At 64.3% G+C, this 20,814-nt stretch carries 26 protein-coding genes and 1 other RNA gene; 16 read left to right on the top strand and 11 right to left on the bottom strand.

The window, feature by feature from the left end; all coding sequences use genetic code 11:
- The 8 genes from ACZ2IA_RS19210 to greB all read left to right on the top strand — a co-directional run bounded on the left by ACZ2IA_RS19210 (position 1) and on the right by greB (position 6,980).
- Positions 1 to 621, top strand: a complete 621-nt coding sequence (locus ACZ2IA_RS19210) for an L-threonylcarbamoyladenylate synthase (RefSeq protein ID WP_470294199.1) — start codon at positions 1 to 3, stop codon at positions 619 to 621.
- A 95-nt stretch (positions 622 to 716) separates the two neighbouring features.
- Positions 717 to 1,349, top strand: a complete 633-nt coding sequence (locus ACZ2IA_RS19205; RefSeq protein ID WP_470294198.1) for a site-2 protease family protein — start codon at positions 717 to 719, stop codon at positions 1,347 to 1,349.
- A 91-nt stretch (positions 1,350 to 1,440) separates the two neighbouring features.
- On the top strand, positions 1,441 to 2,634 hold the full coding sequence (locus ACZ2IA_RS19200; RefSeq protein ID WP_470294197.1) for a tryptophan--tRNA ligase: 1,194 nt from the start codon (positions 1,441 to 1,443) through the stop codon (positions 2,632 to 2,634).
- Between the two features lie 59 nt (positions 2,635 to 2,693).
- Positions 2,694 to 2,918: a hypothetical protein gene (locus ACZ2IA_RS19195; protein WP_470294196.1), complete on the top strand. Its 225-nt coding sequence runs from the start codon at positions 2,694 to 2,696 to the stop codon at positions 2,916 to 2,918.
- A 4-nt stretch (positions 2,919 to 2,922) separates the two neighbouring features.
- Positions 2,923 to 3,735, top strand: coding sequence for a segregation and condensation protein A (locus ACZ2IA_RS19190; RefSeq protein WP_470294195.1), 813 nt, complete (start codon positions 2,923 to 2,925; stop codon positions 3,733 to 3,735).
- Positions 3,736 to 3,875: 140 nt separating this feature from the next.
- Positions 3,876 to 4,511, top strand: coding sequence for an SMC-Scp complex subunit ScpB (gene scpB / locus ACZ2IA_RS19185; RefSeq protein WP_470294221.1), 636 nt, complete (start codon positions 3,876 to 3,878; stop codon positions 4,509 to 4,511).
- Between the two features lie 868 nt (positions 4,512 to 5,379).
- Positions 5,380 to 6,336: a pseudouridine synthase gene (locus ACZ2IA_RS19180; RefSeq protein WP_470294220.1), complete on the top strand. Its 957-nt coding sequence runs from the start codon at positions 5,380 to 5,382 to the stop codon at positions 6,334 to 6,336.
- A 65-nt stretch (positions 6,337 to 6,401) separates the two neighbouring features.
- Complete coding sequence (gene greB, locus ACZ2IA_RS19175) at positions 6,402 to 6,980, top strand: transcription elongation factor GreB (RefSeq protein ID WP_470294194.1); 579 nt, start codon at positions 6,402 to 6,404, stop codon at positions 6,978 to 6,980.
- Positions 6,981 to 7,039: 59 nt separating this feature from the next.
- On the opposite strand, the gene ACZ2IA_RS19170 is transcribed toward greB, so the two are convergent.
- Together ACZ2IA_RS19170 and ACZ2IA_RS19165 are read right to left on the bottom strand one after the other, a co-directional pair.
- A complete protein-coding gene (locus tag ACZ2IA_RS19170) occupies positions 7,040 to 7,309 on the bottom strand; it encodes a TFIIB-type zinc ribbon-containing protein (RefSeq protein WP_470294193.1) in 270 nt (89 codons plus the stop codon).
- A 71-nt stretch (positions 7,310 to 7,380) separates the two neighbouring features.
- On the bottom strand, positions 7,381 to 7,827 hold the full coding sequence (locus tag ACZ2IA_RS19165; RefSeq protein ID WP_470294192.1) for a MarR family winged helix-turn-helix transcriptional regulator: 447 nt from the start codon (positions 7,825 to 7,827) through the stop codon (positions 7,381 to 7,383).
- A 76-nt stretch (positions 7,828 to 7,903) separates the two neighbouring features.
- On the opposite strand from ACZ2IA_RS19165, the gene ACZ2IA_RS19160 reads away from it, so the two are divergent.
- Both ACZ2IA_RS19160 and ACZ2IA_RS19155 read left to right on the top strand, forming a co-directional pair.
- Complete coding sequence (locus ACZ2IA_RS19160; RefSeq protein ID WP_470294191.1) at positions 7,904 to 9,052, top strand: aminotransferase-like domain-containing protein; 1,149 nt, start codon at positions 7,904 to 7,906, stop codon at positions 9,050 to 9,052.
- Positions 9,053 to 9,119: 67 nt separating this feature from the next.
- On the top strand, positions 9,120 to 9,533 hold the full coding sequence (locus ACZ2IA_RS19155; RefSeq protein WP_470294190.1) for a GNAT family N-acetyltransferase: 414 nt from the start codon (positions 9,120 to 9,122) through the stop codon (positions 9,531 to 9,533).
- Positions 9,534 to 9,614: 81 nt separating this feature from the next.
- Here ACZ2IA_RS19155 and ACZ2IA_RS19150 read toward each other — a convergent pair whose 3' ends face one another.
- The 4 genes from ACZ2IA_RS19150 to minC are packed head-to-tail and all read right to left on the bottom strand — an operon-like array spanning position 9,615 to position 12,372.
- Positions 9,615 to 10,550 (bottom strand): LysR substrate-binding domain-containing protein, encoded by a 936-nt coding sequence (locus ACZ2IA_RS19150; RefSeq protein ID WP_470294189.1) that lies wholly within the window; start codon positions 10,548 to 10,550, stop codon positions 9,615 to 9,617.
- Positions 10,551 to 10,554: 4 nt separating this feature from the next.
- Entirely contained in the window at positions 10,555 to 10,815 is a 261-nt protein-coding gene (gene minE, locus ACZ2IA_RS19145; protein WP_470294188.1) for a cell division topological specificity factor MinE, read from the bottom strand.
- 4 nt (positions 10,816 to 10,819) lie between these two features.
- A complete protein-coding gene (gene minD, locus ACZ2IA_RS19140) occupies positions 10,820 to 11,632 on the bottom strand; it encodes a septum site-determining protein MinD (protein ID WP_470294187.1) in 813 nt (270 codons plus the stop codon).
- Between the two features lie 32 nt (positions 11,633 to 11,664).
- Positions 11,665 to 12,372: a septum site-determining protein MinC gene (gene minC / locus ACZ2IA_RS19135; protein WP_470294186.1), complete on the bottom strand. Its 708-nt coding sequence runs from the start codon at positions 12,370 to 12,372 to the stop codon at positions 11,665 to 11,667.
- Between the two features lie 346 nt (positions 12,373 to 12,718).
- Between minC and ACZ2IA_RS19130 the strand changes: the two genes are divergently transcribed.
- Positions 12,719 to 13,282 carry a phasin family protein gene (locus ACZ2IA_RS19130; protein WP_470294185.1) on the top strand — a complete coding sequence of 188 codons (564 nt, stop codon included), beginning with the start codon at positions 12,719 to 12,721 and terminating at the stop codon, positions 13,280 to 13,282.
- A 45-nt stretch (positions 13,283 to 13,327) separates the two neighbouring features.
- On the opposite strand, the gene ACZ2IA_RS19125 is transcribed toward ACZ2IA_RS19130, so the two are convergent.
- Both ACZ2IA_RS19125 and ACZ2IA_RS19120 read right to left on the bottom strand, forming a co-directional pair.
- On the bottom strand, positions 13,328 to 13,999 hold the full coding sequence (locus ACZ2IA_RS19125; RefSeq protein ID WP_470294184.1) for a hypothetical protein: 672 nt from the start codon (positions 13,997 to 13,999) through the stop codon (positions 13,328 to 13,330).
- A complete protein-coding gene (locus ACZ2IA_RS19120) occupies positions 13,993 to 14,901 on the bottom strand; it encodes a LysR family transcriptional regulator (protein ID WP_470294183.1) in 909 nt (302 codons plus the stop codon). The genes ACZ2IA_RS19125 and ACZ2IA_RS19120 overlap by 7 nt, the downstream gene beginning before the upstream one ends.
- A gap of 249 nt (positions 14,902 to 15,150) precedes the next feature.
- On the opposite strand from ACZ2IA_RS19120, the gene ACZ2IA_RS19115 reads away from it, so the two are divergent.
- Entirely contained in the window at positions 15,151 to 15,414 is a 264-nt protein-coding gene (locus tag ACZ2IA_RS19115) for a hypothetical protein (RefSeq protein WP_470294182.1), read from the top strand.
- Between the two features lie 161 nt (positions 15,415 to 15,575).
- Here the strand turns inward: ACZ2IA_RS19115 and ppa are convergent, their stop codons facing one another.
- Positions 15,576 to 16,109, bottom strand: a complete 534-nt coding sequence (ppa, locus tag ACZ2IA_RS19110) for an inorganic diphosphatase (protein ID WP_470294181.1) — start codon at positions 16,107 to 16,109, stop codon at positions 15,576 to 15,578.
- A 123-nt stretch (positions 16,110 to 16,232) separates the two neighbouring features.
- On the opposite strand from ppa, the gene coq7 reads away from it, so the two are divergent.
- Together coq7 and ACZ2IA_RS19100 are read left to right on the top strand one after the other, a co-directional pair.
- A complete protein-coding gene (gene coq7 / locus ACZ2IA_RS19105; protein ID WP_470294219.1) occupies positions 16,233 to 16,853 on the top strand; it encodes a 2-polyprenyl-3-methyl-6-methoxy-1,4-benzoquinone monooxygenase in 621 nt (206 codons plus the stop codon).
- 62 nt (positions 16,854 to 16,915) lie between these two features.
- Positions 16,916 to 16,991, top strand: a non-coding RNA gene (locus ACZ2IA_RS19100) — sX9 sRNA.
- A gap of 93 nt (positions 16,992 to 17,084) precedes the next feature.
- Here the strand turns inward: ACZ2IA_RS19100 and ACZ2IA_RS19095 are convergent.
- A complete protein-coding gene (locus ACZ2IA_RS19095; RefSeq protein WP_470294180.1) occupies positions 17,085 to 18,050 on the bottom strand; it encodes a lipase secretion chaperone in 966 nt (321 codons plus the stop codon).
- Positions 18,047 to 18,973: a lipase family alpha/beta hydrolase gene (locus ACZ2IA_RS19090; RefSeq protein WP_470294179.1), complete on the bottom strand. Its 927-nt coding sequence runs from the start codon at positions 18,971 to 18,973 to the stop codon at positions 18,047 to 18,049. The genes ACZ2IA_RS19095 and ACZ2IA_RS19090 overlap by 4 nt, the downstream gene beginning before the upstream one ends.
- Before the next feature lie 364 nt (positions 18,974 to 19,337).
- On the opposite strand from ACZ2IA_RS19090, the gene ACZ2IA_RS19085 reads away from it, so the two are divergent.
- Positions 19,338 to 20,435 carry a TnsD family Tn7-like transposition protein gene (locus ACZ2IA_RS19085; RefSeq protein WP_470294178.1) on the top strand — a complete coding sequence of 366 codons (1,098 nt, stop codon included), beginning with the start codon at positions 19,338 to 19,340 and terminating at the stop codon, positions 20,433 to 20,435.
- The gene (locus ACZ2IA_RS19080; protein WP_470294177.1) at positions 20,423 to 20,761 is read left to right on the top strand and encodes a hypothetical protein; all 339 of its coding nucleotides are present in this window, start codon (positions 20,423 to 20,425) and stop codon (positions 20,759 to 20,761) included. The genes ACZ2IA_RS19085 and ACZ2IA_RS19080 overlap by 13 nt, the downstream gene beginning before the upstream one ends.
- Positions 20,762 to 20,814: the final 53 nt, after the last annotated feature.

The raw sequence follows: 20,814 nt of genomic DNA, 5'->3' as shown, positions 1-20,814 counted from the left end.
ATGTCGCAGTTTTTTCAGATACACCCGGAAAACCCGCAGGCGCGACTGATCCGCGAGGCGGTGAAGATCGTGCAGTCGGGCGGGGTGATCGTCTACCCGACCGACTCCTGTTACGCGCTCGGCTGCGCGCTCGGCGACAAGAGCGCGATGGAGCGGCTGCTGAAGATCCGCGATATCGACCTCAAGCACCACCTGACGCTGGTCTGCCACGACCTGTCGGAACTGTCCAACTACGCCAAGGTCGACAACGGTCAGTACCGGATGCTGAAGGCCGCCACGCCGGGCAGCTACACCTTCATCCTGCAGGCGACCCGCGAGGTGCCGCGCCGCACCCTGCACCCGAAGCGCTCGACCATCGGCCTGCGCGTGCCGGACCACCCGATCACGCAGGCGCTGCTCGCGGAGCTGGGCGAGCCGATCCTGTCGTCGACGCTGCTGCTGCCCGGTGACGAGGAGGCGCTGACCGACCCGTACGAGATCCGCGAGCGGGTCGAGCACAGCGTCGACCTGGTGATCGACGGCGGCTGGTGCGGCACCGAGCCGACCACGGTGATCGACATGACCGATGGCGTCGAGCTGTTGCGCCGCGGCAAGGGTGACCCGGCGATCTTCGGCCTGTAACCATTGCGAGCCGGGCACTCTGCCACCATTTAGATAACAACAACGATACCCGGCCCTGGCCGGGCCTTCCGTCAGACCATAAGGGACGTTTTGCAGTGAACGATCTGATCCAGAAAATCACCATTTACGCGCTGCCGGTGCTGTTCGCCATCACCGTGCACGAGGCGGCGCACGCCTACGCGGCCAAGCGCTTCGGCGACGCCACCGCCTATATGATGGGGCGGATGACGCTGAACCCGCTCAAGCACATCGACCCGATCGGCACCGTGCTGCTGCCTATCGTCTGCCTGGTGACCGGCGGCTTCCTGTTCGGCTGGGCCAAGCCGGTGCCGGTGAATTTCGGCGGCCTGCGCAACCCGAAGCGCGACATGCGCTGGGTGGCGGCGGCGGGGCCGGCGGCCAACTTCGTGATGGCGGTGGTCTGGGTACTGCTGTTGAAGTTGGCGGTCAGCATCGACGGCAGTTATTCCGAACCGTTGCGGCTGATGAGCCAAGCCGGCGTCGCGATCAACGTCAGCCTGATGGTGCTGAACCTGATCCCGATCCCGCCGCTCGACGGCGGCCGCATCGTCGAGAGCCTGCTGCCGCCGGGCACCGCCTACCGCTATTCGCGCATCGAGCCCTACGGCGTGTGGATACTGATGGGCCTGCTGCTCACCGGCCTGCTATCGCCGATCATGAGGCCGTTCATGAACCTCGTGTATTATCTGCTCAGTCTACTTCTGTAATCGACGCGGCAGGAACGCCCGCCGGGCAAGGTTTGTTGCGAACCTTGCCCGGCCTGTTTTTGGCCGCGCTTAACCGATGAAACCGTATTTCATGGCTGATCGCATTCTTTCGGGCATGCGCCCGACCGGCAAGCTGCACCTCGGGCACTACCACGGCGTGATCAAGAACTGGGTCGAGATGCAGCACGCGCACGACTGCCTGTTCATGGTCGCCGACTGGCACGCACTGACCACCGCCTACGACGACGTGTCGGTGATCGAAAACAGCATCTGGGACATGGTGATCGACTGGCTCGCCGCCGGCGTCGACCCGGACAAGGCCACCATCTTCATCCAGAGCCGCGTACCGGAACACGCCGAGCTTCACCTGGCGCTGTCGATGGTCACCCCGCTGTCGTGGCTGGAGAGGGTGCCGACCTACAAGGACCAGATCGAAAAGCTCAGCACCAAGGACCTGGGCACCTACGGCTTTCTCGGCTACCCGCTCTTGCAGGCGGCCGACATCCTGGTCTACCGCGCAGGCCAAGTGCCGGTCGGCGAAGACCAAGTGCCGCACATCGAGCTGACCCGCGAAGTGGCGCGCCGCTTCAACCACCTGTACGGCCGCGAGCCGAACTTCGAGGAGTTGGCGCGCGCCGCGATCAAGAAGATGGGCAAGAGCGGCAAAGAGCTCGAGCAGCTACGTACCCGCTACCTGCAGGACGGCGACGCCGAGGCGCTGCTGGCGGCGCGCGAGCTGCTGGTCGGCAGCCAGAACATCGGCGCAGCCGACCGCGAACGGCTGCTCGGCTACCTCGAGAACAAGGGCAAGATCATCCTGCCCGAGCCGGAAGCCAAGCTGACGGCCGCGTCGAAGATGCCGGGTCTCGACGGCCAGAAGATGTCCAAGTCCTACGGCAACACCATTACGCTGCGCGAGGCCCCGGAATCGGTGACGAAGAAGGTGCGCGCGATGCCGACCGATCCGGCGCGGGTGCGCCGCACCGACCCGGGCGATCCGGCCAAGTGCCCGGTCTGGCAGCTGCACCAGGTCTACACCGACGAGCCCACCCGCGAATGGGTGCAGGCCGGCTGTAAGAGCGCCAGCATCGGTTGCCTGGAGTGCAAGCAGCCGGTGATCGACGGCGTGCTGCGTGAGCAGCAGCCGATGTTCGAGCGCGCGCAGCAGTACCTGGACAACCCGAACCTGGTGCGCGAGATCGTCGCTGACGGCTGTAACCGCGCCCGGGCCCACGCGAGCGAGACGATGCGCGAAGTGCGCAGCGCGATGGGGCTGGGCTATTGAGCGAGCTGCGCTATCATCAGCACGGGGCCGGTCGGCCCCGTTTTGTCACGGAGAGCGGCATGATGAAACGCGGCGGGCTGATCGGTTTGGCGGTGGTCCTGTTCACCGCGCTCGCGCTCGATCGAGACATGCTCGCCACCGTGCTGCAGTGGCTGGAGTTGCTGGTGGTCGGCGTCGCGGTGTTCGCGGTGCTCAAGGAGCGCGAACGGAACAGGGCGCGCCAGCGCCGTGCCGAGCGCGACGCGGCCGCCCGCCGCGATGACGACGACTTCATCGTTGGCTGAGCGCATGGACGACTTCACCCTTACCGCCCCCGAACTGCCGGTCAACACGCCGATCGCGCACGTGTTCGGCCAAGCAGTGCTCGACGTGCCGCAGGACCTGTTCATCCCGCCCGACGCGCTGCAGGTGATCCTGGAGAGCTTCGAAGGCCCGCTCGACCTGTTGCTCTACCTGATCCGCAAGCAGAACCTGAACGTGCTCGACATCCCGATGGCCGAGATCACCGCGCAGTACATGGGCTACATCGACAGCATGCGCGCCGAGCGGCTGGAGCTGGCCGCCGAGTACCTGCTGATGGCCGCGCTGCTGATCGAGATCAAGTCGCGGCTGCTGTTGCCGCGTCCGCCGGCCGAGGGCGAGGACGAGCCGGACGACCCGCGCGCCGAGCTGGTGCGCCGGCTGCTCGAATACGAGCAGATGAAGCTCGCCGCGCTCGAACTCGACAAGATGCCGCAGGCCGACCGCGACTTTGCCTGGCTGGCGGTGCTGCTCGAGCAGGCGGCCGAAACCCGGCTGCCCGACGTCGACGCGGTCGACCTGCGCCAGGCCTGGCTGTCCATCCTGTCGCGCGCCAAGCACAAGCGCAGCCACCAGGTCGAAAAAGACGAGCTGTCGGTGCGCGAGCAGATGAGCTGGATCCTGCGCTACCTCGACGGCCGTGACTACGTCGCCTTCGAGGAACTGTTCGACCTCGACAAGGGTGTGCCGCACCTGGTGGTCAACTTCATCGCGGTGCTGGAGCTGGTCAAGGAAGGGATGATCAAGGTCAGCCAGGACGCGGCGTACCAGCCTATCTATGTGCGGCTCGCTATCGTCTGACCCGCTCGGCGCCCGGCGCGCCGGCTTGCCGTTCCGGCCGCGGCAGCGCGGCCGGCTTGGCGAAACTGCACCGTAAACCCAAAAAACCGTGTAAAATCCGCGCCTTCGCGCGAAAGTCTCTATTGGGCTACACTGCCTTCATGTCCACCATTACCGATCTCAAGTACCTCAAGACTGTGCTCGAGACGGCGCTGTTGACCGCCTCCGAGCCGCTATCGGTGGCGATGTTGAAAAAGCTCTTCACCGAAGACATCAAGGCGGCGCTGATCAACGACATTCTGGACGATATCCAGGGCGACTGGCGTGGCCGGGGCGTCGAGCTGGTCAAGCTCGCCTCCGGCTGGCGCTTTCGCGCGCGGGCGGAATTTACGCCCTACCTTGCGCGGCTGAACCCGGAAAAACCGCCCCGCTATTCGCGGGCGGTGATGGAAACATTGGCGATCATCGCCTACCGGCAGCCGGTCACCCGCGGCGACATTGAGTCGATCCGCGGTGTGTCGGTGTCCACCAGCGTGATGCAGACGCTGCTGGAGCGAGGCTGGATCGAAGTGATCGGCCACAAGGACGTGCCGGGGCGACCCGGCTTGTACGCCACCACCCGCAAGTTTCTCGATGATTTGGGGCTGAATTCCTTGAAGGATCTGCCCCCGCTGGCCGAACTGGGCACCCTGGTGATCCCGGGCGCCAGCGAGGCGACTGCCGATGAAGGCGACGCAGAAGACGCGTCCGCCGAGGTAGGCGCCGACCCCGACACTGAACAGGAAAGTTATGTCTAAAGGACAACGCAACCACGCCCGCCAACCGGTGTCGCGTGACACCCGCAGCCAGCCGAGCGCTCCGCGCAAGCCGGGCGGCTTTATCAAGTCGGTCAGCAGCAATGCGCCGCAGGGGCAGGGCAAGGGCCAGGGACATGAGCGTCGCGCGCCCAAGTCGTTCGGCGGCGAACCGCGCACCTTCAGCAATGCACCGCAGGGCCAGGACCGTCGCGCCAAGCCGTTCGGCCCGCGCGACGACAAGCGTGGCCCGGGCAGCGCGCCGCGTTCGGAAGGCGGCAAGCCGTTCGGCCAACGCGACGACCGTCGCTTCGGCAACGAGTCGCGTGGTGAAGGCGGCAAGCCATTCGGCCAACGTGACGACAATCGCCGCTTCGGCAACGAGTCGCGTGGCGAAGGTGGCAAGCCGTTCGGTCAACGCGACGACCGTCGCTTCGGCAACGAACAGCGTGGTCAGGGCGGCAAGCCGTTCGGTCAACGCGATGACAATCGGCGCTTCGGCCACGAACAGCGCGGTGAAGGTGGCAAGCCGTTCGGCCAACGCGACGATCGTCGTTTCGGCAACGAACAGCGTGGTGAAGGCGGCAAACCGTTCGGTCAACGCGACGACCGTCGTGTCGGCCACGAGCCGCGCCGCGAAGGTGGTAAGCCGTTCGGCCAGCGCGATGATAGCCGCCGCGTGGCCGGCAAGTCCGACGATTTCCGCGCCGGGGGCCTCAGCGACGGCCGTCGCCAGTTCGAGCGCCAGCCGGGCGGTGCCGGTCAGGGCCGCTTCGGCGACGAGCGCAAGCCGTTCCAGCGCGACGATCGCAATGCGGCCGGCAAGAGCCAGCAACCGCGCCGTTCCCCGGAGCAGGAACACGAAGACCGGGTGCGCTACGACGAGTCGCTGCCGGCCGGCCGCAAGCCGGGCACCGGTGTGCGCAGCCGTTTCGGCAACGAGCGTCGCACCGCCGGTTCGCCGGTGACCACCAAGGCCAAGAAGCTGGTGGTGCGCAACCCGAACCAGGAAACCAAGGCGCGCGCCAACCGCCTGCGCGAGACCCGCGTCAGCGCCGACGAGATCGAGCCGGTGCGCCTGCAGAAGGCGCTGGCCGCGTCCGGCGTCGGCTCGCGCCGCGAGATGGAAGAGTGGATCGAGCAGGGCCTGGTGATGGTCAACGGCAAGAAGGCCTCCATCGGCGACCACGTCGGCCCGCAGGATCGCGTCACCGTGAAGGGCGACAACATCAAGCTGAAATGGCCCGATCGCCTGCCGCGCATCATCATCTACCACAAGCAGGAAGGCGAGATCGTCAGCCGTGACGACCCGGGCGGCCGCGTCAGCATCTTCGACCGCCTGCCGCAGGCGAAAAGCAGTCGCTGGGTGAGCATCGGCCGTCTCGACGTCAATACCTCGGGCCTGTTGATCATCACCACCAGCGGTGAGCTGGTGAACCGCTTCGCCCACCCGAGCTTCGAGGTGGAGCGCGAATACGCGGTTCGCGTGCTCGGCGAAGTGAGCGACGAGCAGAAAAAGTGGCTGACCACCGAAGTGCTGCTCGACGACGGCCCGGCCAAGCTCGACCGGTTTATCGACCGGGGCGGCGAAGGCGCCAACCACTGGTACAACGTGGTGATCCGCGAGGGCCGCAACCGCGAAGTGCGTCGCATCTTCGAGAGCGTCGGCCTCACCGTCAGCCGCCTGATGCGGGTACGTTTCGGCCCGATTGGCCTGCCGGCGCGCCTGAAGCGCGGCCAGTTCTATGAACTGAACGAGATCGAAGTGGCCAACATCATGAAGTGGGCCAAATTGACGATTACCGGTCAGGTCAAGGAACGCCGCTAAGGTGTAGACTTAAACGGCCTCCGGCGTTTGCCGGAGGCCGTTTTTCATTGTGGATGGCGAAGACGATGAGCAAAGCCTTTACTCGCGAGTCCGACGACGACGAGCTCGACGACGAGCTGCCCGACGAGCAGCAGTTGCCGGGTTTGACCAAGAATTACATCACTCCGCAGGGCTGGCAGCGCCTGAAGGACGAGCTCTACCATCTGGTGCACCGCGAGCGCCCGGAGGTGGTCACTATCGTCAACTGGGCGGCCAGCAACGGCGACCGCTCGGAGAACGGCGATTACCTGTACGGCAAGCGGCGCCTGCGCGAGATCGACCGGCGCATCCGTTTCCTCACCAAGCGGCTGGAGGCGGCCGAGGTGGTTGACCCGGAAACCCGCGAGGAGACCGACCAGATCTTCTTCGGCGCCACGGTGACGATGCTGCGCGGCAACGGTCACGAGCAGACGGTGAGTATTGTCGGCGTCGACGAGCTCGATCTGGCGCATGGTCACATCAGCTGGATCTCGCCGATCGCGCGCGTGCTGATCAAGGCGCGCGAGGGCGACATGGTGGTGTTCAACGGGCCGGACGGCCGTGAGGAGATCGAGGTACTCGAGGTGCAATACCGGCGCATCGATTCGCCAGCAACATCCGGTTGACGGTGTAGGAATACGATTCGGCCAACCTTGCGAGGTTGGCCGAAGCGCTTTTTAAGGGCTTAGTCGAACCTACGCTTGTACCCGCCGCCGTGATGATCACCACGGCTGCCGTGCTTGCCATGACCGCGGCCGTGGTCGCGGCGCTCGTAGTCGGCAGGGTAGTAGGGTGGCGCGTTCGGGTTGGCGGCTGTCGGTGCTTGCGCGGCGAGGAGCTGTTCCAGTTGGCCGGGCGCCAGCCAGACGCCGCGGCAGCTCGGGCAGTAGTCGAGCGCGATGCTCAGGCGTTCGCCCATCAGCAGGGTCTGGTCGGGGCAGGTGGGGCACTTCATCGGAGTCTCCCAAAAACGGCGGCGGTGAGCCGCCCACGTCCCCGAGTCAAAACCCCGTAGTCATTACGGGGTCAAGCGTCGCGCGCCTCGGCGGCGGCGAGCCGGCGGTTGCCGTCCAGCCAGCCGTCGCGGGTCGTGTCCGCGCTGTCGGCGAACGCGTCGCGCAGCAGCCGTGCCTGTTCGCGATGCAGGGCCAGCTCCAGCTCGGCGCCGGCGTCGGTCAGCCACAGCTCGCGCACCCGCTTGTCGTGGCTGGCGACGCGGCTCTCGACCAGCTGCAGCTCGACCAGTTGCCTGAGCGGTGCGTGGATCGCCTGCTTGCTGACGCCGAGCGAGGCGAGCAGCGCCTTGACGCTGAGCCCCGGGTAGAGCGCGACGAAGAACAGGATGCGATGATGCACCCGCGCCAGACCTCGCTCGGCGAGCATCTGGTCCGGCTTGGCGGTGAAGGCCCGGTAGGCGTGGAAGAACGCCTCCATCGCCGCGCGCAGTTCGGTGTCGGATTTTAAGTCAACCATATTGACGTACTAACTCGTGTGGCTTCATATTTAGGTCAGTGTTCTTGCCATAAAACCCACCCGCCCGGAGCTTAGCATGTTTTCTGAACGCGTCGAACGCCTGACCGGCTCGCTGATCCGCGAGATTCTGGCCGCTGCCCAGCGCCCCGAAGTGATTTCCTTTGCCGGCGGCCTGCCGGCACCGTCCTGCCTGCCCACGCTCGACTTCAGCGGCATCCCGCAGGGGTTGGCGCAGTACGGCACCAGCGAGGGCGAGCCGGCGCTGCGCGAAGCGATCGCCGCCGAGGCGAACAAGATGGGCATCGCCTGCGAACCGAGCCAAGTGCTGGTGCTGACCGGCTCGCAGCAGGCGATGGACCTGGCCGCCAAGCTGTTCATCGATCCGGGCACGCCGGTGCTGACCGAGGGGCCGACCTTCCTCGCCGCGCTGCAGTGCTTCAATCTGTTCGGCGCCGCGATCACCGCGGTGGCGCAGCAAGATGGCCGGCTGCCGGCCAAGGCAGTGCAGGCTGCGATAGCCGCCGCCCGGCCGCGTCTCGCCTACCTGATCCCGAGCTTCCAGAACCCGTCCGGCGCCTGTTACGGCGAGGCGAACCGCCGCGAACTGGCTGCGGTGTTCGACGCGGCCCAGGTGCCGGTGTTCGAGGACGACCCGTACCGTGCGCTCGCCTACGACGGCGCCGCGCCGGCGCCGCTGGTGACTCACCTGAAAGCGGCGCCGTGGATCTACGCCGGCTCGTTCTCGAAGACGCTGGCGCCGGGGCTGCGCCTCGGCTACCTGATCGCCTCGCCGACGCTGCTGCCGCACCTGGTGAAGCTGAAGCAAGCCGCCGACCTGCACGCCAACCGCCCGGCGCAGTGGTTCGTCACCCAATGGCTGAACAGCCCGGACTACCCGGCGCACCTGGCCAAGCTCACTGCCACCTACCGCACCGGCCGCGATGCGATGCAGGCGGCGCTAGAGCGCCACTTCGCCGACCTGGCAAGCTGGCAGACGCCGCAGGGCGGCTTGTTCTTCTGGCTGAAGCTGAACCGGCCGATCGATACCCGCGAGCTGCTGAAAGTGGCGCTGGAGCAGCACAACGTCGCCTTCATGCCGGGCGAACCGTTCTACCCGAACCCGCAGGACGGCCTGGGCCACCTGCGCCTCAACTTCAGCCACGCCAGCGCCGAGCGGATCGACGAGGGTCTCGCCCGGCTAGCGGCGCTGGTGCGCGCGGCCTGAGTCGAGCTAGATTGCCTGGCTTTTGGCCGAGTCGTCAGCCGCTTCGGCCGCTACAGGAGACCGTCGTATGCAACTTGACATCATCGATCGGCCGGGCAGCGAGCTCGGCGAGTTCTTCAGGCGCAAGATCGTCGAATTCAACCGGCAGCATTGGGAAGTGAAGGAGCGACTGCCCTTGGCGGTGACGGTGCGCGACGAGGGCGGCGAGATCGTCGCCGGGGCGTCCGGCAACACCTTCGGCAACTGGCTGCTGCTCGACTATCTGTGGGTGGCATCGGCGCTGCGCGGCCAGGACTGGGGCAGCCGGGTGCTGCAGGCGCTGGAACAGCGCGCTTGCGAGCGCGGCTGCCGCTTCGTGCTGCTCGACACGCTGGGTTTTCAGGCACGCCCGTTCTACGAGCGACACGGCTATCGGGTCGAATGGGAACAGTCGGCCTATCCGCGTGATGGCTGCAAGTTCTTCATGAGCAAGACGCTGTAGACCCATTACGGACACCCAGCAAAAAAGGTTGGCCGAATTCCCCGTGTCGGGTTCGGCCAACCTTTGCTTTCGGAGGGGGGCTTAGGCGACGACCGCCTCGTCCTCCAGCATCATTACGCCGGCTAGCCCGGAGCGGAACACCGCCTGCTGCAGCGTGGTGATCGCCGTCTTGCGGAAGAACTGCTTGCGGGTCACCAGCATCACCCGGCGCTGGGGCGCCGGTGCGGCAAACGGCACGGTCGAGAACAGCACGTCGTCGGCCGGGCTGACCGAGGTGTTCGGCAGCACGGTCACGCCCATGCCGCTGGCGACCATGTGGCGGATCGTGTTGAGCGAGCTGCCCTGCAGCATGCCGGCGAGGCCGGCGTGGTTCTGCCGGCTGGCCAGTTCGCTGCACGAGGCCAACACCTGGTCGCGGAAGCAGTTGCCCTGGGTGAGCAGCAGCACGCTCTCGTCGGCCAGCTCGCCGGTGCGAATCGCCTTGCGTTTCTCGAACGGGTGGCCCTTCGGCGTGGCGACCACGAACGGCTCGTCGTAGAGCGGGTAGACGACCGTGCCCGGCTCGTCGAACGGGTCGGCGACGATGATCGCGTCCACCTCGCCACGCTTGAGCATCTCGGCGAGCCGGGCGGTGTAGTTCTCTTCAAGCATCAGCGGCATGTTCGGCGCGAGGATGCGCAGCGCCGGGATCAGCTTGGGCAGCAGGTAGGGGCCGATGGTGAAGATTATGCCGAGCTTCAGCGGGCCGACCAGCTCGTTCTGCTGCTCGCCGGCCAGTTGCTTGATGGTGTCAGCCTCTTCCAGCACCCGCTGTGCCTGCTCGACGATGCGTTCGCCGATCTCGGTGACCGCTACCTCGGTGCCGCCGCGCTCGAACAGCGTCACGCCGAGCTCGTCCTCGAGCTTCTTGATCGCGATCGACAGCGTCGGCTGGCTGACGAAGCAGCTTTGCGCGGCGCGGCCGAAGTGCCGCTCGCGCGACACCGCCACGATGTATCTGAGTTCGGTCAGCGTCATACCGTTAGCGCTGGTGTTCCGGCAGCACGATGTTGACTTCGAGCACGTCCATGTCGTCCTGACGTTCCAGCTGTACCTTGATGTCGTCCTGGTTGACCCGGACGTACTTCGAGATCACTTCCAACAGCTCGCGTTGCAGCGCCGGCAGATAGTCCGGCGTGCCGGTGTGGCCGTTGCGTTCGTGCGCTAGGATGATCTGCAGTCGTTCGCGGGCGATCTCTGCACTTTTCTGGCGTTTGCCGAAAATCAATTCCATCAGCGACATGGGCTCAGCCTCCGAACAGGCGTTTTAACAGGCCCACCTTGGGCGCGTCGAGGAAGCGCATCGGCTTGTCGTCGCCGACGAAACGGGAAACCACGTCCTTGTACGCCTCGGACACGTCGGTGCCGTCCAGGTGGATCGCCGGCGAACCGGAGTTGGACGCCTGCAGCACCGCCTGCGATTCCGGAATCACGCCGATCAGCGGCACGCGCAGGATTTCCTTCACGTCGTCGACCGACAGCATCTCGCCCTTCTCGACACGGCCCGGCGAGTAGCGGGTGATCAGCAGGTGTTCCTTCACCGGCTTGTCGCCGTTTTCGGCGCGGCGCGACTTGGACGCCAGGATGCCGAGGATGCGGTCCGAGTCACGCACCGACGACACTTCCGGGTTGGTGACGATGATCGCCTCGTCGGCGAAATAGAGCGCCAACAGCGCACCCTTCTCGATGCCGGCCGGCGAGTCGCAGACGATGTAGTCGAAGCCCATCTCCTCCAGCTCTTTGAGGACCTTCTCGATCCCCTCCTGCGACAGCGCGTCCTTGTCGCGGGTCTGCGATGCCGGGATCACGTACAGGTTGTCGCAGTGCTTGTCCTTGATCAGCGCCTGGTTGAGGGTGGCCTCGCCGTTGACCACATTGATCAGGTCGTACACCACGCGGCGTTCGCAGCCCATGATCAGGTCGAGGTTGCGCAGGCCGACGTCGAAGTCGATCACCGCGGTCTTGTGGCCCTTCAGGGCGAGACCAGAGGCGAAACTGGCACTGGTGGTGGTCTTGCCCACGCCGCCCTTACCGGACGTCACTACGATGATGTTTGCCACGAATTGGATCCCTTGCTGAGAAGTCGGTTAAATCATTCGCCCAGCGCCGTCATCACCAGGCGCTCGCTGTCGAGGTAGATCTGGGTCGGCTTGCCGCGGATGCTCTCCGGCAACGTCTGCTCGATGGTACGGTAGACGCCGGCGATCGACACCAGTTCAGCTTCCATCGACTGGGTAAAGATGCGCGCGGCCAGGTTGCCGCGCGCGCCGGCCAGTGCCCGGCCGCGAAGCGGGGCGTAGATATGGATGTTGCCGTCGGCGATGACTTCGGCGCCGGCGCTGATCATCGCCAGCACCACCAGGTCGCCGCCACGGGCGTAGATCTGCTGCCCGGCCCGGACCGGACGGTCTATGATGAGTGTCTGTGCCACGACCGGGGCGACCGGCGCCGGCTCGGCCACCGGCTCGGACAGCGTGCTGCGCGCCGGCGTGCTGCTCTGGCTGTAGGCGAGACCGTGCTGGCCAGCCAGTGTCGCCAGGGCGCGGTTGCTGTGGCGCAAGCCGACCACCCGAATACCGTAGCGCGAAAACAACGGCAGCAGTTCGGAGAGCGGCAGTTCGGCCGCATTCGGCAGACCGTCAAGGTCGAGCACGAAGGCTTCGCTGGCCGCCTCGGTGGCGTTGCCGAAGCGCGCGTCGAGCGCACCCTGCAGCTCGGCCGGGTCGGCGGTCTTGAGTAACAGCGCCAGCAAATCGAGGCTGGCGGACTTGATGTCAAAGGCGTGGGCCGTCTGGCTCATGATGTTCCGGATAAATAGATTTCTTCTATGGCGGGAGTGTATCGGCTTGGTCTGTCGGTTTCAACGCAAGCCGGCAGACGGTCATGGTGTCGCGGGAATGTTGCAGCTTTTTTCCAGTCACTACTAGTCGAGCGTCATGTCATGACAACGCAACAGATTTGCGTTCTAATCGGGCAAATTTGAAGTGTTATTAACGGTTTACTGTGTTTGTGCGCTGCACAATAAAAGCTTGACGGCGGGAAATTTGTTGTCTAGCATGTTAATTGTTGCAGTGCAGCAAAGCGCCGCAGGCTAACGATGGAGAACTGTCGTGGCTTCGCTACTTACCCCGTATTAAGGAGCTGTCATGTCTACCCAAACTCAAGATTTCGTCGCCTTGGGACAGGCGCAATTCGATAAAGCCGTTCGCCTGTCGTCCCTGTTCATTTCCAGCGCCGAGCGCGTCGCCAATCTGCAGCTCGAGCTGTCGCGCAAGGTGCTGACCGAAAACGCCCAGACGCTGAAGGCGCTGTCCGAAGTGAAAGACGCCAAGACCCTGACCGATCTGCAGGTCAGCAAGGTGCAGCCGACCATCGATCAGGCGTTCTCGACCGCCCGCCAGGTCTACGACGTCGCCGTGGCCACCCAGAACGAAATCACCGCCTTGTTCGAAGAACAGATCGCCGACCTCAACAAGTCGGTGCTGACCACGCTCGACCAACTGGCGAAGAATGCGCCGGCCGGTTCCGATGTGGCGGTGAACGCGCTGAAGAACCTAGTCACCACCACCAACGCCGCGTTCGAGAGCGTGACCGAAACCGCCCGCAAGGTCGGCAGCGAGCTGGCCGAGGCCAGCGTCGAAGCCGCCTCCAACTCGGTGAAAGCCGCCGGTGCCGCCGCCGCCTCGCGCGCGAAGAAGCCCACCGCCTGAGTCGTCGTTCCCCGGTAATGCAAAACCCGCCAAACGGCGGGTTTTTCATTGCGGCGCGTCGTCGCCGGCATCAAGCGGCGTGGCGAGCACCAGCAACAGTTGGGCGAGCAGGGCGGCGTAGTGTGGCGCAGGCTGGGATGCCGAGGGCGGAGTTTCCGGCAGCCCTTGGCTGTGCAGGTAATCGCGGGCCAGCATGCCGAGCTGTCGGGTGGTTTCCAGTTGCTGACCGAGCAGTGCTTGCCAGTTATCGGTGACGTCGTGGGGCGAGCGTTCGGGCGTCAGCGGCGGTAGTGCGGCCAGTGGCAGGCTCAGCGTGGCGAACACGCTGGCGGTGAAACTGGCCGCGCCGGCCGGGCCGCAGTGTATCCAGGCACCGGGCAGCGGCGCCAAAACGTCGAGGAATGGCCGGGCCAGCTGCAGTGCCGGCTCGTCGCCACCGACGAACAGGATGAAGCCCCATTGGCTTGCCAGCTCCTGCCAGGGGCCGGTGAGTTCGAGATAATCGAGACCGAGGGAACGGCACTGCGCGGCGCGCTGTTGGCGGGTCCAATGCAGACCATCGGCGGTGTCGATGCACAGGGTGTCTTGGCAAAGCCCGATCCAGTCGGCGAGGCCGGCCGGCGCCGGACCGGGCGCGACGGTGACGCCTTGTCCGGTCAGCCGTTGACCGAACCAGGCCAGGTGCGGGGCGCCTCCAACGGTGGTGACGGTCAGCAAGGGATCTCCGTGATGAAAATCGGCTGCTTCAGCTCGCTGAGCCGTTCGATCCACCAACTGAGCGCCTTGCCCGGGTTCGGGTCCTTCCAGGCGTAGTAGAGCCGCACCGGTTCGCGTACCAGTTCGGTCTTCTTGACGACCAGCTGACCCTCGGTGAGCAGCGGCTCGACCACCGGTAGCGGCAGGAAGCCAGCGGCCAGGCCGTTGCGTTGCAGCAGCAGTTTTTCCTGCATCGACGAGACGGTCAGCACGTCCTGGCCGTCGAGCACCGCTGAGGTGCGCGGTGCGAGGCGACGCGAGGTGTCGCCGACCACCGCGGCACGGTGCTTGCGGATGATATGCTCGGGCAGCGGCTCGCCCTGCTCGGCGAGCGGGTGATGCGGTGCCACGGCGAACACGAACGGGATGCGGCCGAGCTCGCGTTTCATCAGGCTGGCCGGGGGAGATTCGTCCGGTGCGCCCAGTACCAGGTCGGCGCGGTTGTCGACCAGGGCATCCCAGGTACCGCCGAACACCTCGGTGGAAAAGCGCAGCCGGGTGGCGCATTGCAGCTCGTCGAAGGCTTTTATCAGCGGCAGCATGGCACTAAAATCAATTAGGTCACTCAAAGCAATGCGGAGTTCGCTTTCCCAACCAGTGGCGTGCTTGCGCAGTCGCTGTTCCAGCATGATCGCCGCGTCGATCAGGTGTCGCCCTTCCTTCAGCAATAGCTCGCCTGCATCGGTCAGGCGGGCGCGATGACCGCTACGGTCGAATAGGGCGACGTCCAGGTCTTGCTCGAGCTTCTGCATGGAATAGGTGATCGCGGAGGGCACGCGGTGCAGCTCGTTGGCGGCGGCTGCAAAGCTGCCCTTGCGGTCGATCGCATCCAGTACCAGTAGGGCATCGAGTGACAGTTTCATCGTTCGGGTTTCCTGGACGAAGTGTGCGAGTAGCGTCGGTCTAATAACGCAGTTAATTATCTACATCGTAACTATGCAAGCACGGCATCCGTCGTGCGACCAACCGGTACAGCGGCCTTCAGGCCGTCAAGACTTGTTGTTTTGCCTTGTCAGTGTTACTGACAAGGCCGACCTCTTGGGTCGACGGTGATACAGGGGAAAACAAACCATCGACAGTATTAACTGTTTGTCTTCCAAAGGAGACCTGTCATGAGAAAGTCTCTTCTCGCGATGATTCTGGTAGCCGCCTCGGGTGCCGCGCTGGCTCAAGGTGGTAGTGGTAGCTATTGGCAGCACAACCGCCTGGGTGGCATGCCTATTGATTCAAACGCAGTAACGTCGGTAACCGGGTCCAGCAGTGAAACACTGATGCCGGAAAAACCGGCGCTGAGCGACGAGCAACGCAAGGAGGCCGATAAAAAGGCCGGCGAGGCGATCAAGGCCAATCCGCAGGACTACTACCGCGGTCGTTGATTAGGCTAGCAGCATCAGCCAGACAAAAGGGCTACCTGAATATGGTAGCCCGCTTTGTTTGGTCGCGAAACGGTTTTTGCACCGCAACACCTTGGCCGAAAGGCTGAGGGCCATGCCAACAAAAACGCCGGCACGAGGCCGGCGTTGTGACAAGCGGGCGCTTAGGCCTGCTGGTTGAAGTTCTTGACGCCTTCGACCAGTTCGCGGGTCGCGTCTTCCAGCGTGCCCCAGCCCTGAATCTTCACCCACTTGCCTTTTTCCAGATCCTTGTAGTGCTCGAAGAAGTGCACCATCTGGTCGCGCAGCAGCTGCGGCAGGTCTTCCAGCTTCTGGATGTCCTTGTACATCGGGCAGAGTTTTTCCACCGGTACGGCGACCAGCTTTGCGTCGACGCCGCCGTCGTCTTCCATCTTCAAGAGGCCCAGCGCGCGACAGCGCACCACTACGCCCGGCGGCAGGCCGAACGGGGTCACCACCAGCACGTCGACCGGGTCGCCGTCACCGGATAGGGTGTTCGGAACGAAACCGTAGTTGGCCGGGTACATCATCGAGGTGCCCATGAAGCGGTCAACGAAGATCGCGCCGGAGTCCTTGTCGAATTCGTATTTGATCGGGGCGCTGTTGGCGGTGATTTCGATCACGACGTTGAAGTCGTTCGGCATGTCCTTGCCCGGAGCGATGCGGTCGAGATTCATCGAGCTTGTCCTCTTCGCGGAATATGGTTGGCTGTAAACCCGCCGATTATATCAGCAAGCTGCGCCGGCCCAAGGCTTGGCCGGGTATAATCGTCGGGAAAAATTCCTGACTGGTGGCCTATGTTGCTCGATTCCCTGATTACCGAATTCGACCGTGGCTTGCGCACACTGTTCGCGTCGGCCGCGAGCAGCCGTCCGCACCCGGACGAGGATCTGCTCGAGGCGGAACTGTCCGACGCCGAGAAGCAGCACGCGCTCGGCCTGATGCGCGTCAACCACTGCGGCGAGGTGTGCGCGCAGGCGCTCTACCAGGGCCAGGCGCTGACCGCGCGTGATCCGGCGGCGCGCGAGACGCTGAAGCAGGCGGCATTCGAGGAGGTCGAGCACCTGGCGTGGACCGAACAGCGCATCCGCGAGCTGGGCGGCCGGACGAGCCTCTTGAACCCGCTCTGGTACACCGGCTCGCTGGCGATGGGCGTGGCCGCTGGCCTGCTCGGCGACAAGTGGAACCTGGGTTTCCTCGAGGAAACCGAACACCAGGTGGCGGCACATCTCGACAGCCATCTGGCGAAGCTGCCCGAGCAGGACGCCAAGAGCCGCGCCATCGTCGAGCAGATGCGCGAGGACGAGGTGAAGCATGCTGAGATGGCGCATCAGCAGGGCGCGGCGAAGCTACCGCTGCCGGTGCGTGGGATGATGACGCTGACGGCGAAGCTGATGACCGGCGCGAGCTACCGGATCTAAGAACCAATCCTCAAAGCTACTGCGCGGGCGTGATCTCGGGTTGGGCGGTGCTCAGAATCCTCATGTACTCCATGTACATTCCGATTCCTGCGCTCCGGCCGCCCCTCGCTGACGCCCGCTCGCTACGCTTTGAGGATCGGCACTGAGCAGGCGCTAATCCTGACAGTCTACATATTGAAACGGCCCGACAGTGCGATTGCGCTGTCGGGCTGTTGTCATTGGCCGAACCGATTATTGGCCGGACCAGCCCTGACTCTGCTGCAAGGCCAGCGCCCCGGCGAGCCGGCGCTGTTCCTGCGGGTTGAAGCGCTGCTGCTGCAAGGCGGTCAGCGCACTCTGCTGCTCGCTGGTCGACAGGCTGGGATCGGCCTGCAGTGCCGCAACGGCGTTGCGGTAGCTGATCAGCCGCTGCTGCCAGTTGCTCTCGGCGCGGTCGAGGCCGGCGAGCCGGTCGGCGGCCGCCGTGCCGTAGTCGGCGGCGCGCTGCCGGTAGACGTCGTCCTCGCTGGCGCCCTGCGCGCGCAGCGCGGTGGCCTGTTGCGCCATCGCCAGGTGCTGTACAGCCGCCTGACGTGCCGCGCGCTGCACCGGGGGCAGGTTGCGGTCGAGTTCGGCCAGCAGCCGCTGCCGTTCGGCGTCGGACAGTCCCGGGCGCTGTAGGATCTCCAGCCGTGCCAGCATCGCGTCGTCCTCGCCGCTCTCGTCGCCGAACAGGTCTGCAGCGTCGGCCGCGTCGAAGTAGCGCCGCCGCAGCGTCGCGCGGGCGTCGAGGCTCGTGCGCACCTGCTTCGCATCGAGCCGGCCGTCGCCGCCTGGTGCCTTGAGACCGGCGAGCGCGCGCTTGTAGTCGACATAGCGGCCAAACAGTGCCAGCGCCCGCTGCCGGGCCGCCGCCGGCAGTCCGGCCTGCATGAGCTGCTGCTCGAGCTGGCGGCTCAAGCCGGCGATGTCGGGCGGCGTCGAGAGGCTCAGCAGGTAGTCGAAGCGCGAGCGCAGCTCGGCGTTGACCCGCAGCTGCTGGCTACCGTCGAGCGCGAATGCGCCGTCGATCGCCGGCTGGTCGGCCGAACTGTTCGGGCTGAGCGCCTGAGCCGGCTTGGCCGACCTGGCCGGGACCGCGGACTGGCCCAGCCAGGCGTAACCCGCCAGCGCCGCCACGACAATGCCGGCGAGTGTCAGCAGCGGCTTGGTCCTCACAGTCCGGCCTGCTTCAAGCGGTTGGCGTGCTGGCGGAACAGCGTCACCGGGTCGGTCTCGAACAGGTCGGTCAGGCCGAACGCCTGGTTCACCTCGTCGAGGTGGTTCATCCGGTAGTCGTCGCGGATCACCCGGCCGAGGTGGCTGGAGCAGGCGCCGACCAGGCCGTCGTTTGGCTCACCGGCGAACACCAGCGAGGTCAGGCCGAGCGCCGGGTCGCTCGGGTCGAGCAGGTTGGTGACCGGCTGCGTGCCGCTCCACGAGTAGTAACGCACTCCGTTGACCACCTCGTCGCCGTTGCCGCAGGCGGTCTTCGGCAGGCCTTCCGGGTACTTGGCGTTGAACGCGCGGGTGCCGGAGGTGGTCAGCGCGTCGAGCGCGGCGAGGCTGTTCTGCGGCAGGCCGCTGCCGCCGGAGCCGAGGTTGATCAGCGCGACCAGCGCGTTGGCGGCCTGCGCGGCGATCGCCTCGGAGACGCTGCCCGGAGGCAGCACACCGCGTACCGCGTCGGCGACCTTGCTGCCGTCGTTGACTCCGCCGATCGAGGTGGCCGACGCGACCAGGTCCGGCCGTACCGACGCGACGTAGCGGATGGTCGGCCCGCCCTGGCTGTGGCCGATCAGGTTGACCTTGTCGGCGCCGGTCAGCGCTAGGATCTGTTGCACCTGGGCGAGCAGCTGTTCGCCGCGCGCCTCGTTGCTATTGGTGGCCGATACCTGGGCGACGAACACCTTGGCGCCGCTGCGCTGCAGTTCGGCCGGGATGCGGTAGAAGTAGTCGACGCCGAACAGCTTGTCGAAGCCGAGCAGGCCGTGTACCAGCACGATCGGGTAGCGGGTCTGCGTGTACGTGTCGGCGGCGCGCGCCTGCCAGGCGGCGACGGTGACGAGCAGCGCCAGAACGACGCGGGTGAGGATGCGCATACGGGGTTCTCCTTTGTGGTGTTAGCCGTTGTTGTTATGGACGTATTAGAGGTGTGGCTCCAAACGTATGTTTGTTTTATTTTTCGGCGGCCCGACTGTCAAGAAAACAATCACTTGTTGTTCTGCGCAATTAAAGTCGTGAACCGGTAATTAAAGTCGTGAACTGGACATTAAAGTCGTGAACGCGGCTTCTGGGGGCAGGGCGGTGGTTCGCCTGTTCCTCTTTCTGACTGTGGCAAGTCCGCCACTCATGAAGCATGGCCAACCGTGCTTACCATTGGCGGTATCTATTGAGATGCGTGGATGTGAGCTGGGTGTGCAATGGGATGCCAGCTTGAGGAGTGCTGGTTTGTTGTCGTTTCGGATGAAGAAGGAGACCGTCATGCCTAACTCATCACAGCATTTCGAGCCATCTCCCTTGCTAGATTGGCTACCTGATGAGTCTCTTTACAGCCTGGTGAGTCGTAACCATGGATTCTGGGGACTTCGCCAGGCTTGGAAGACGAGCTTGGCGTTTTTTGGGGCCCAGCGCGAAGCCGCTCATTACGATCTTCCAGGCTGTCTTGAGGAGTTTGTGCGGCGGACTGAAGGTCGCCTTGGTACCTTAGAGTCGTTAGTGCGCGAGCGTACCTTGCTGCGCTACTACTGGAAGTTTCTTTCAGAAGCAGAAGAAAGGGAGGCGATCCTGAGCTTGTCCAGACGAAAAGCGGTCTATCTGAAAGCCAGACTTGGCCTGCTCACCAACCAGTTTCGAGAGCCGCATCCCCTGAAAGCCTGTCCTGCGTGCATGTCCCAAGACACCGACAGATATGGTTGGACCTATTGGCATGTCCCACATCAGTTTCCTGGTGTCTGGGTATGTACGGAGCACGAAGAACCATTGATGGTGACTCTGCACAAGCCATCAAGCAGGGCACGTACTCAGTGGCTTCTGCCGGATCGTAGTTTGCTTATACGTTGGTCACCATCAGCACTGTCCTGCTTCAGTCAAAACACTGACCCCTTGCTATCGCTTGCCAGAACAACGCAGAAACTTGTCGATGGGCCAAGCATGGAGCGGTTGGATGCGACAAGATTACAGGCTGTCTACTTCGGTACGCTACTGCGTCGGGGTTGGCTGACTGAAGCTGGTCGTCTCCTCTTGGAAGAGGCTGCGGCTAGTTTTCTCTCTTACTCGACATGCCTTCGCTTCATCCCTGAACGGGATGTCCTGCCGGAGAGCTTGGGTCAGGCAACAGCGCTGGTCAGGCAGCTTTTAAGCCCTGGGCTGATCGGTATCCATCCCATCAACCACATTCTGTTGATTGACTGGCTTTTCGGTAGTTCCGAGTTGTTTTTGGAGACATATCAGGAGGTTTGTGGATCACCCCCTCTGCAGATTCCCAATTCAACTGTGCTAGGTCCTCCTCGTCCGCAGGGGAATGATGTGATGTTCGGGCGAGGCGGTTGGTGTATCTGCTGAATGAGGAAGGACACACATTGCGTTCAGCAGCGCACGAGTTAGGGATCGACATCAATGAGGCCGGGCATTGGGCATCCCTGTCTGATGTCGTTCTATCGCGGGCGGCTAAACATCTGAAGCCCGAACAACGGGCCATGTTGATTCAACAGCTACGATGTGGTGCCAGCAAGCAGGACACCGCGGCGTGCTGTGGTCTTACGGTGAGTACCGTCACACAGGTTCTCAGTAGCGACATCGGCTTGCACCGGATGTGGGTGACTGCCCGGCAGGATCGAATTAAACATGACACTAGAGAGGCGTGGCTGTTGGCGCTCACTGAAAATTGACCAGATAACCGAGGGTTTGCTCATTGAAAATTGACCAGGGTGACTAACCATCC

The sequence above is a fragment of the Crenobacter sp. CS_VA4 genome (assembly GCF_055597485.1).
This window is presented reverse-complemented; position numbering and strand designations above follow the sequence as displayed.

Bases quoted from the DNA above. Each gene is read 5' to 3' on its own strand.
- ppa (WP_470294181.1), bottom strand. From the start codon at position 16,109: ATGAATCTCGACCGCATCGCTCCGGGCAAGGACATGCCGAACGACTTC.
- ACZ2IA_RS19090 (WP_470294179.1), bottom strand. From the start codon at position 18,973: ATGCGCATCCTCACCCGCGTCGTTCTGGCGCTGCTCGTCACCGTCGCC.
- greB (WP_470294194.1), top strand. From the start codon at position 6,402: ATGAGCAAAGCCTTTACTCGCGAGTCCGACGACGACGAGCTCGACGAC.
- ACZ2IA_RS19195 (WP_470294196.1), top strand. From the start codon at position 2,694: ATGATGAAACGCGGCGGGCTGATCGGTTTGGCGGTGGTCCTGTTCACC.
- ACZ2IA_RS19085 (WP_470294178.1), top strand. From the start codon at position 19,338: ATGAAGAAGGAGACCGTCATGCCTAACTCATCACAGCATTTCGAGCCA.
- ACZ2IA_RS19115 (WP_470294182.1), top strand. From the start codon at position 15,151: ATGAGAAAGTCTCTTCTCGCGATGATTCTGGTAGCCGCCTCGGGTGCC.
- ACZ2IA_RS19155 (WP_470294190.1), top strand. From the start codon at position 9,120: ATGCAACTTGACATCATCGATCGGCCGGGCAGCGAGCTCGGCGAGTTC.
- scpB (WP_470294221.1), top strand. From the start codon at position 3,876: ATGTCCACCATTACCGATCTCAAGTACCTCAAGACTGTGCTCGAGACG.
- ACZ2IA_RS19130 (WP_470294185.1), top strand. From the start codon at position 12,719: ATGTCTACCCAAACTCAAGATTTCGTCGCCTTGGGACAGGCGCAATTC.
- ACZ2IA_RS19190 (WP_470294195.1), top strand. From the start codon at position 2,923: ATGGACGACTTCACCCTTACCGCCCCCGAACTGCCGGTCAACACGCCG.
- ACZ2IA_RS19150 (WP_470294189.1), bottom strand. From the start codon at position 10,550: ATGACGCTGACCGAACTCAGATACATCGTGGCGGTGTCGCGCGAGCGG.
- ACZ2IA_RS19210 (WP_470294199.1), top strand. From the start codon at position 1: ATGTCGCAGTTTTTTCAGATACACCCGGAAAACCCGCAGGCGCGACTG.
- ACZ2IA_RS19200 (WP_470294197.1), top strand. From the start codon at position 1,441: ATGGCTGATCGCATTCTTTCGGGCATGCGCCCGACCGGCAAGCTGCAC.
- minC (WP_470294186.1), bottom strand. From the start codon at position 12,372: ATGAGCCAGACGGCCCACGCCTTTGACATCAAGTCCGCCAGCCTCGAT.
- ACZ2IA_RS19170 (WP_470294193.1), bottom strand. From the start codon at position 7,309: ATGAAGTGCCCCACCTGCCCCGACCAGACCCTGCTGATGGGCGAACGC.
- minE (WP_470294188.1), bottom strand. From the start codon at position 10,815: ATGTCGCTGATGGAATTGATTTTCGGCAAACGCCAGAAAAGTGCAGAG.
- ACZ2IA_RS19165 (WP_470294192.1), bottom strand. From the start codon at position 7,827: ATGGTTGACTTAAAATCCGACACCGAACTGCGCGCGGCGATGGAGGCG.
- ACZ2IA_RS19160 (WP_470294191.1), top strand. From the start codon at position 7,904: ATGTTTTCTGAACGCGTCGAACGCCTGACCGGCTCGCTGATCCGCGAG.
- ACZ2IA_RS19120 (WP_470294183.1), bottom strand. From the start codon at position 14,901: ATGAAACTGTCACTCGATGCCCTACTGGTACTGGATGCGATCGACCGC.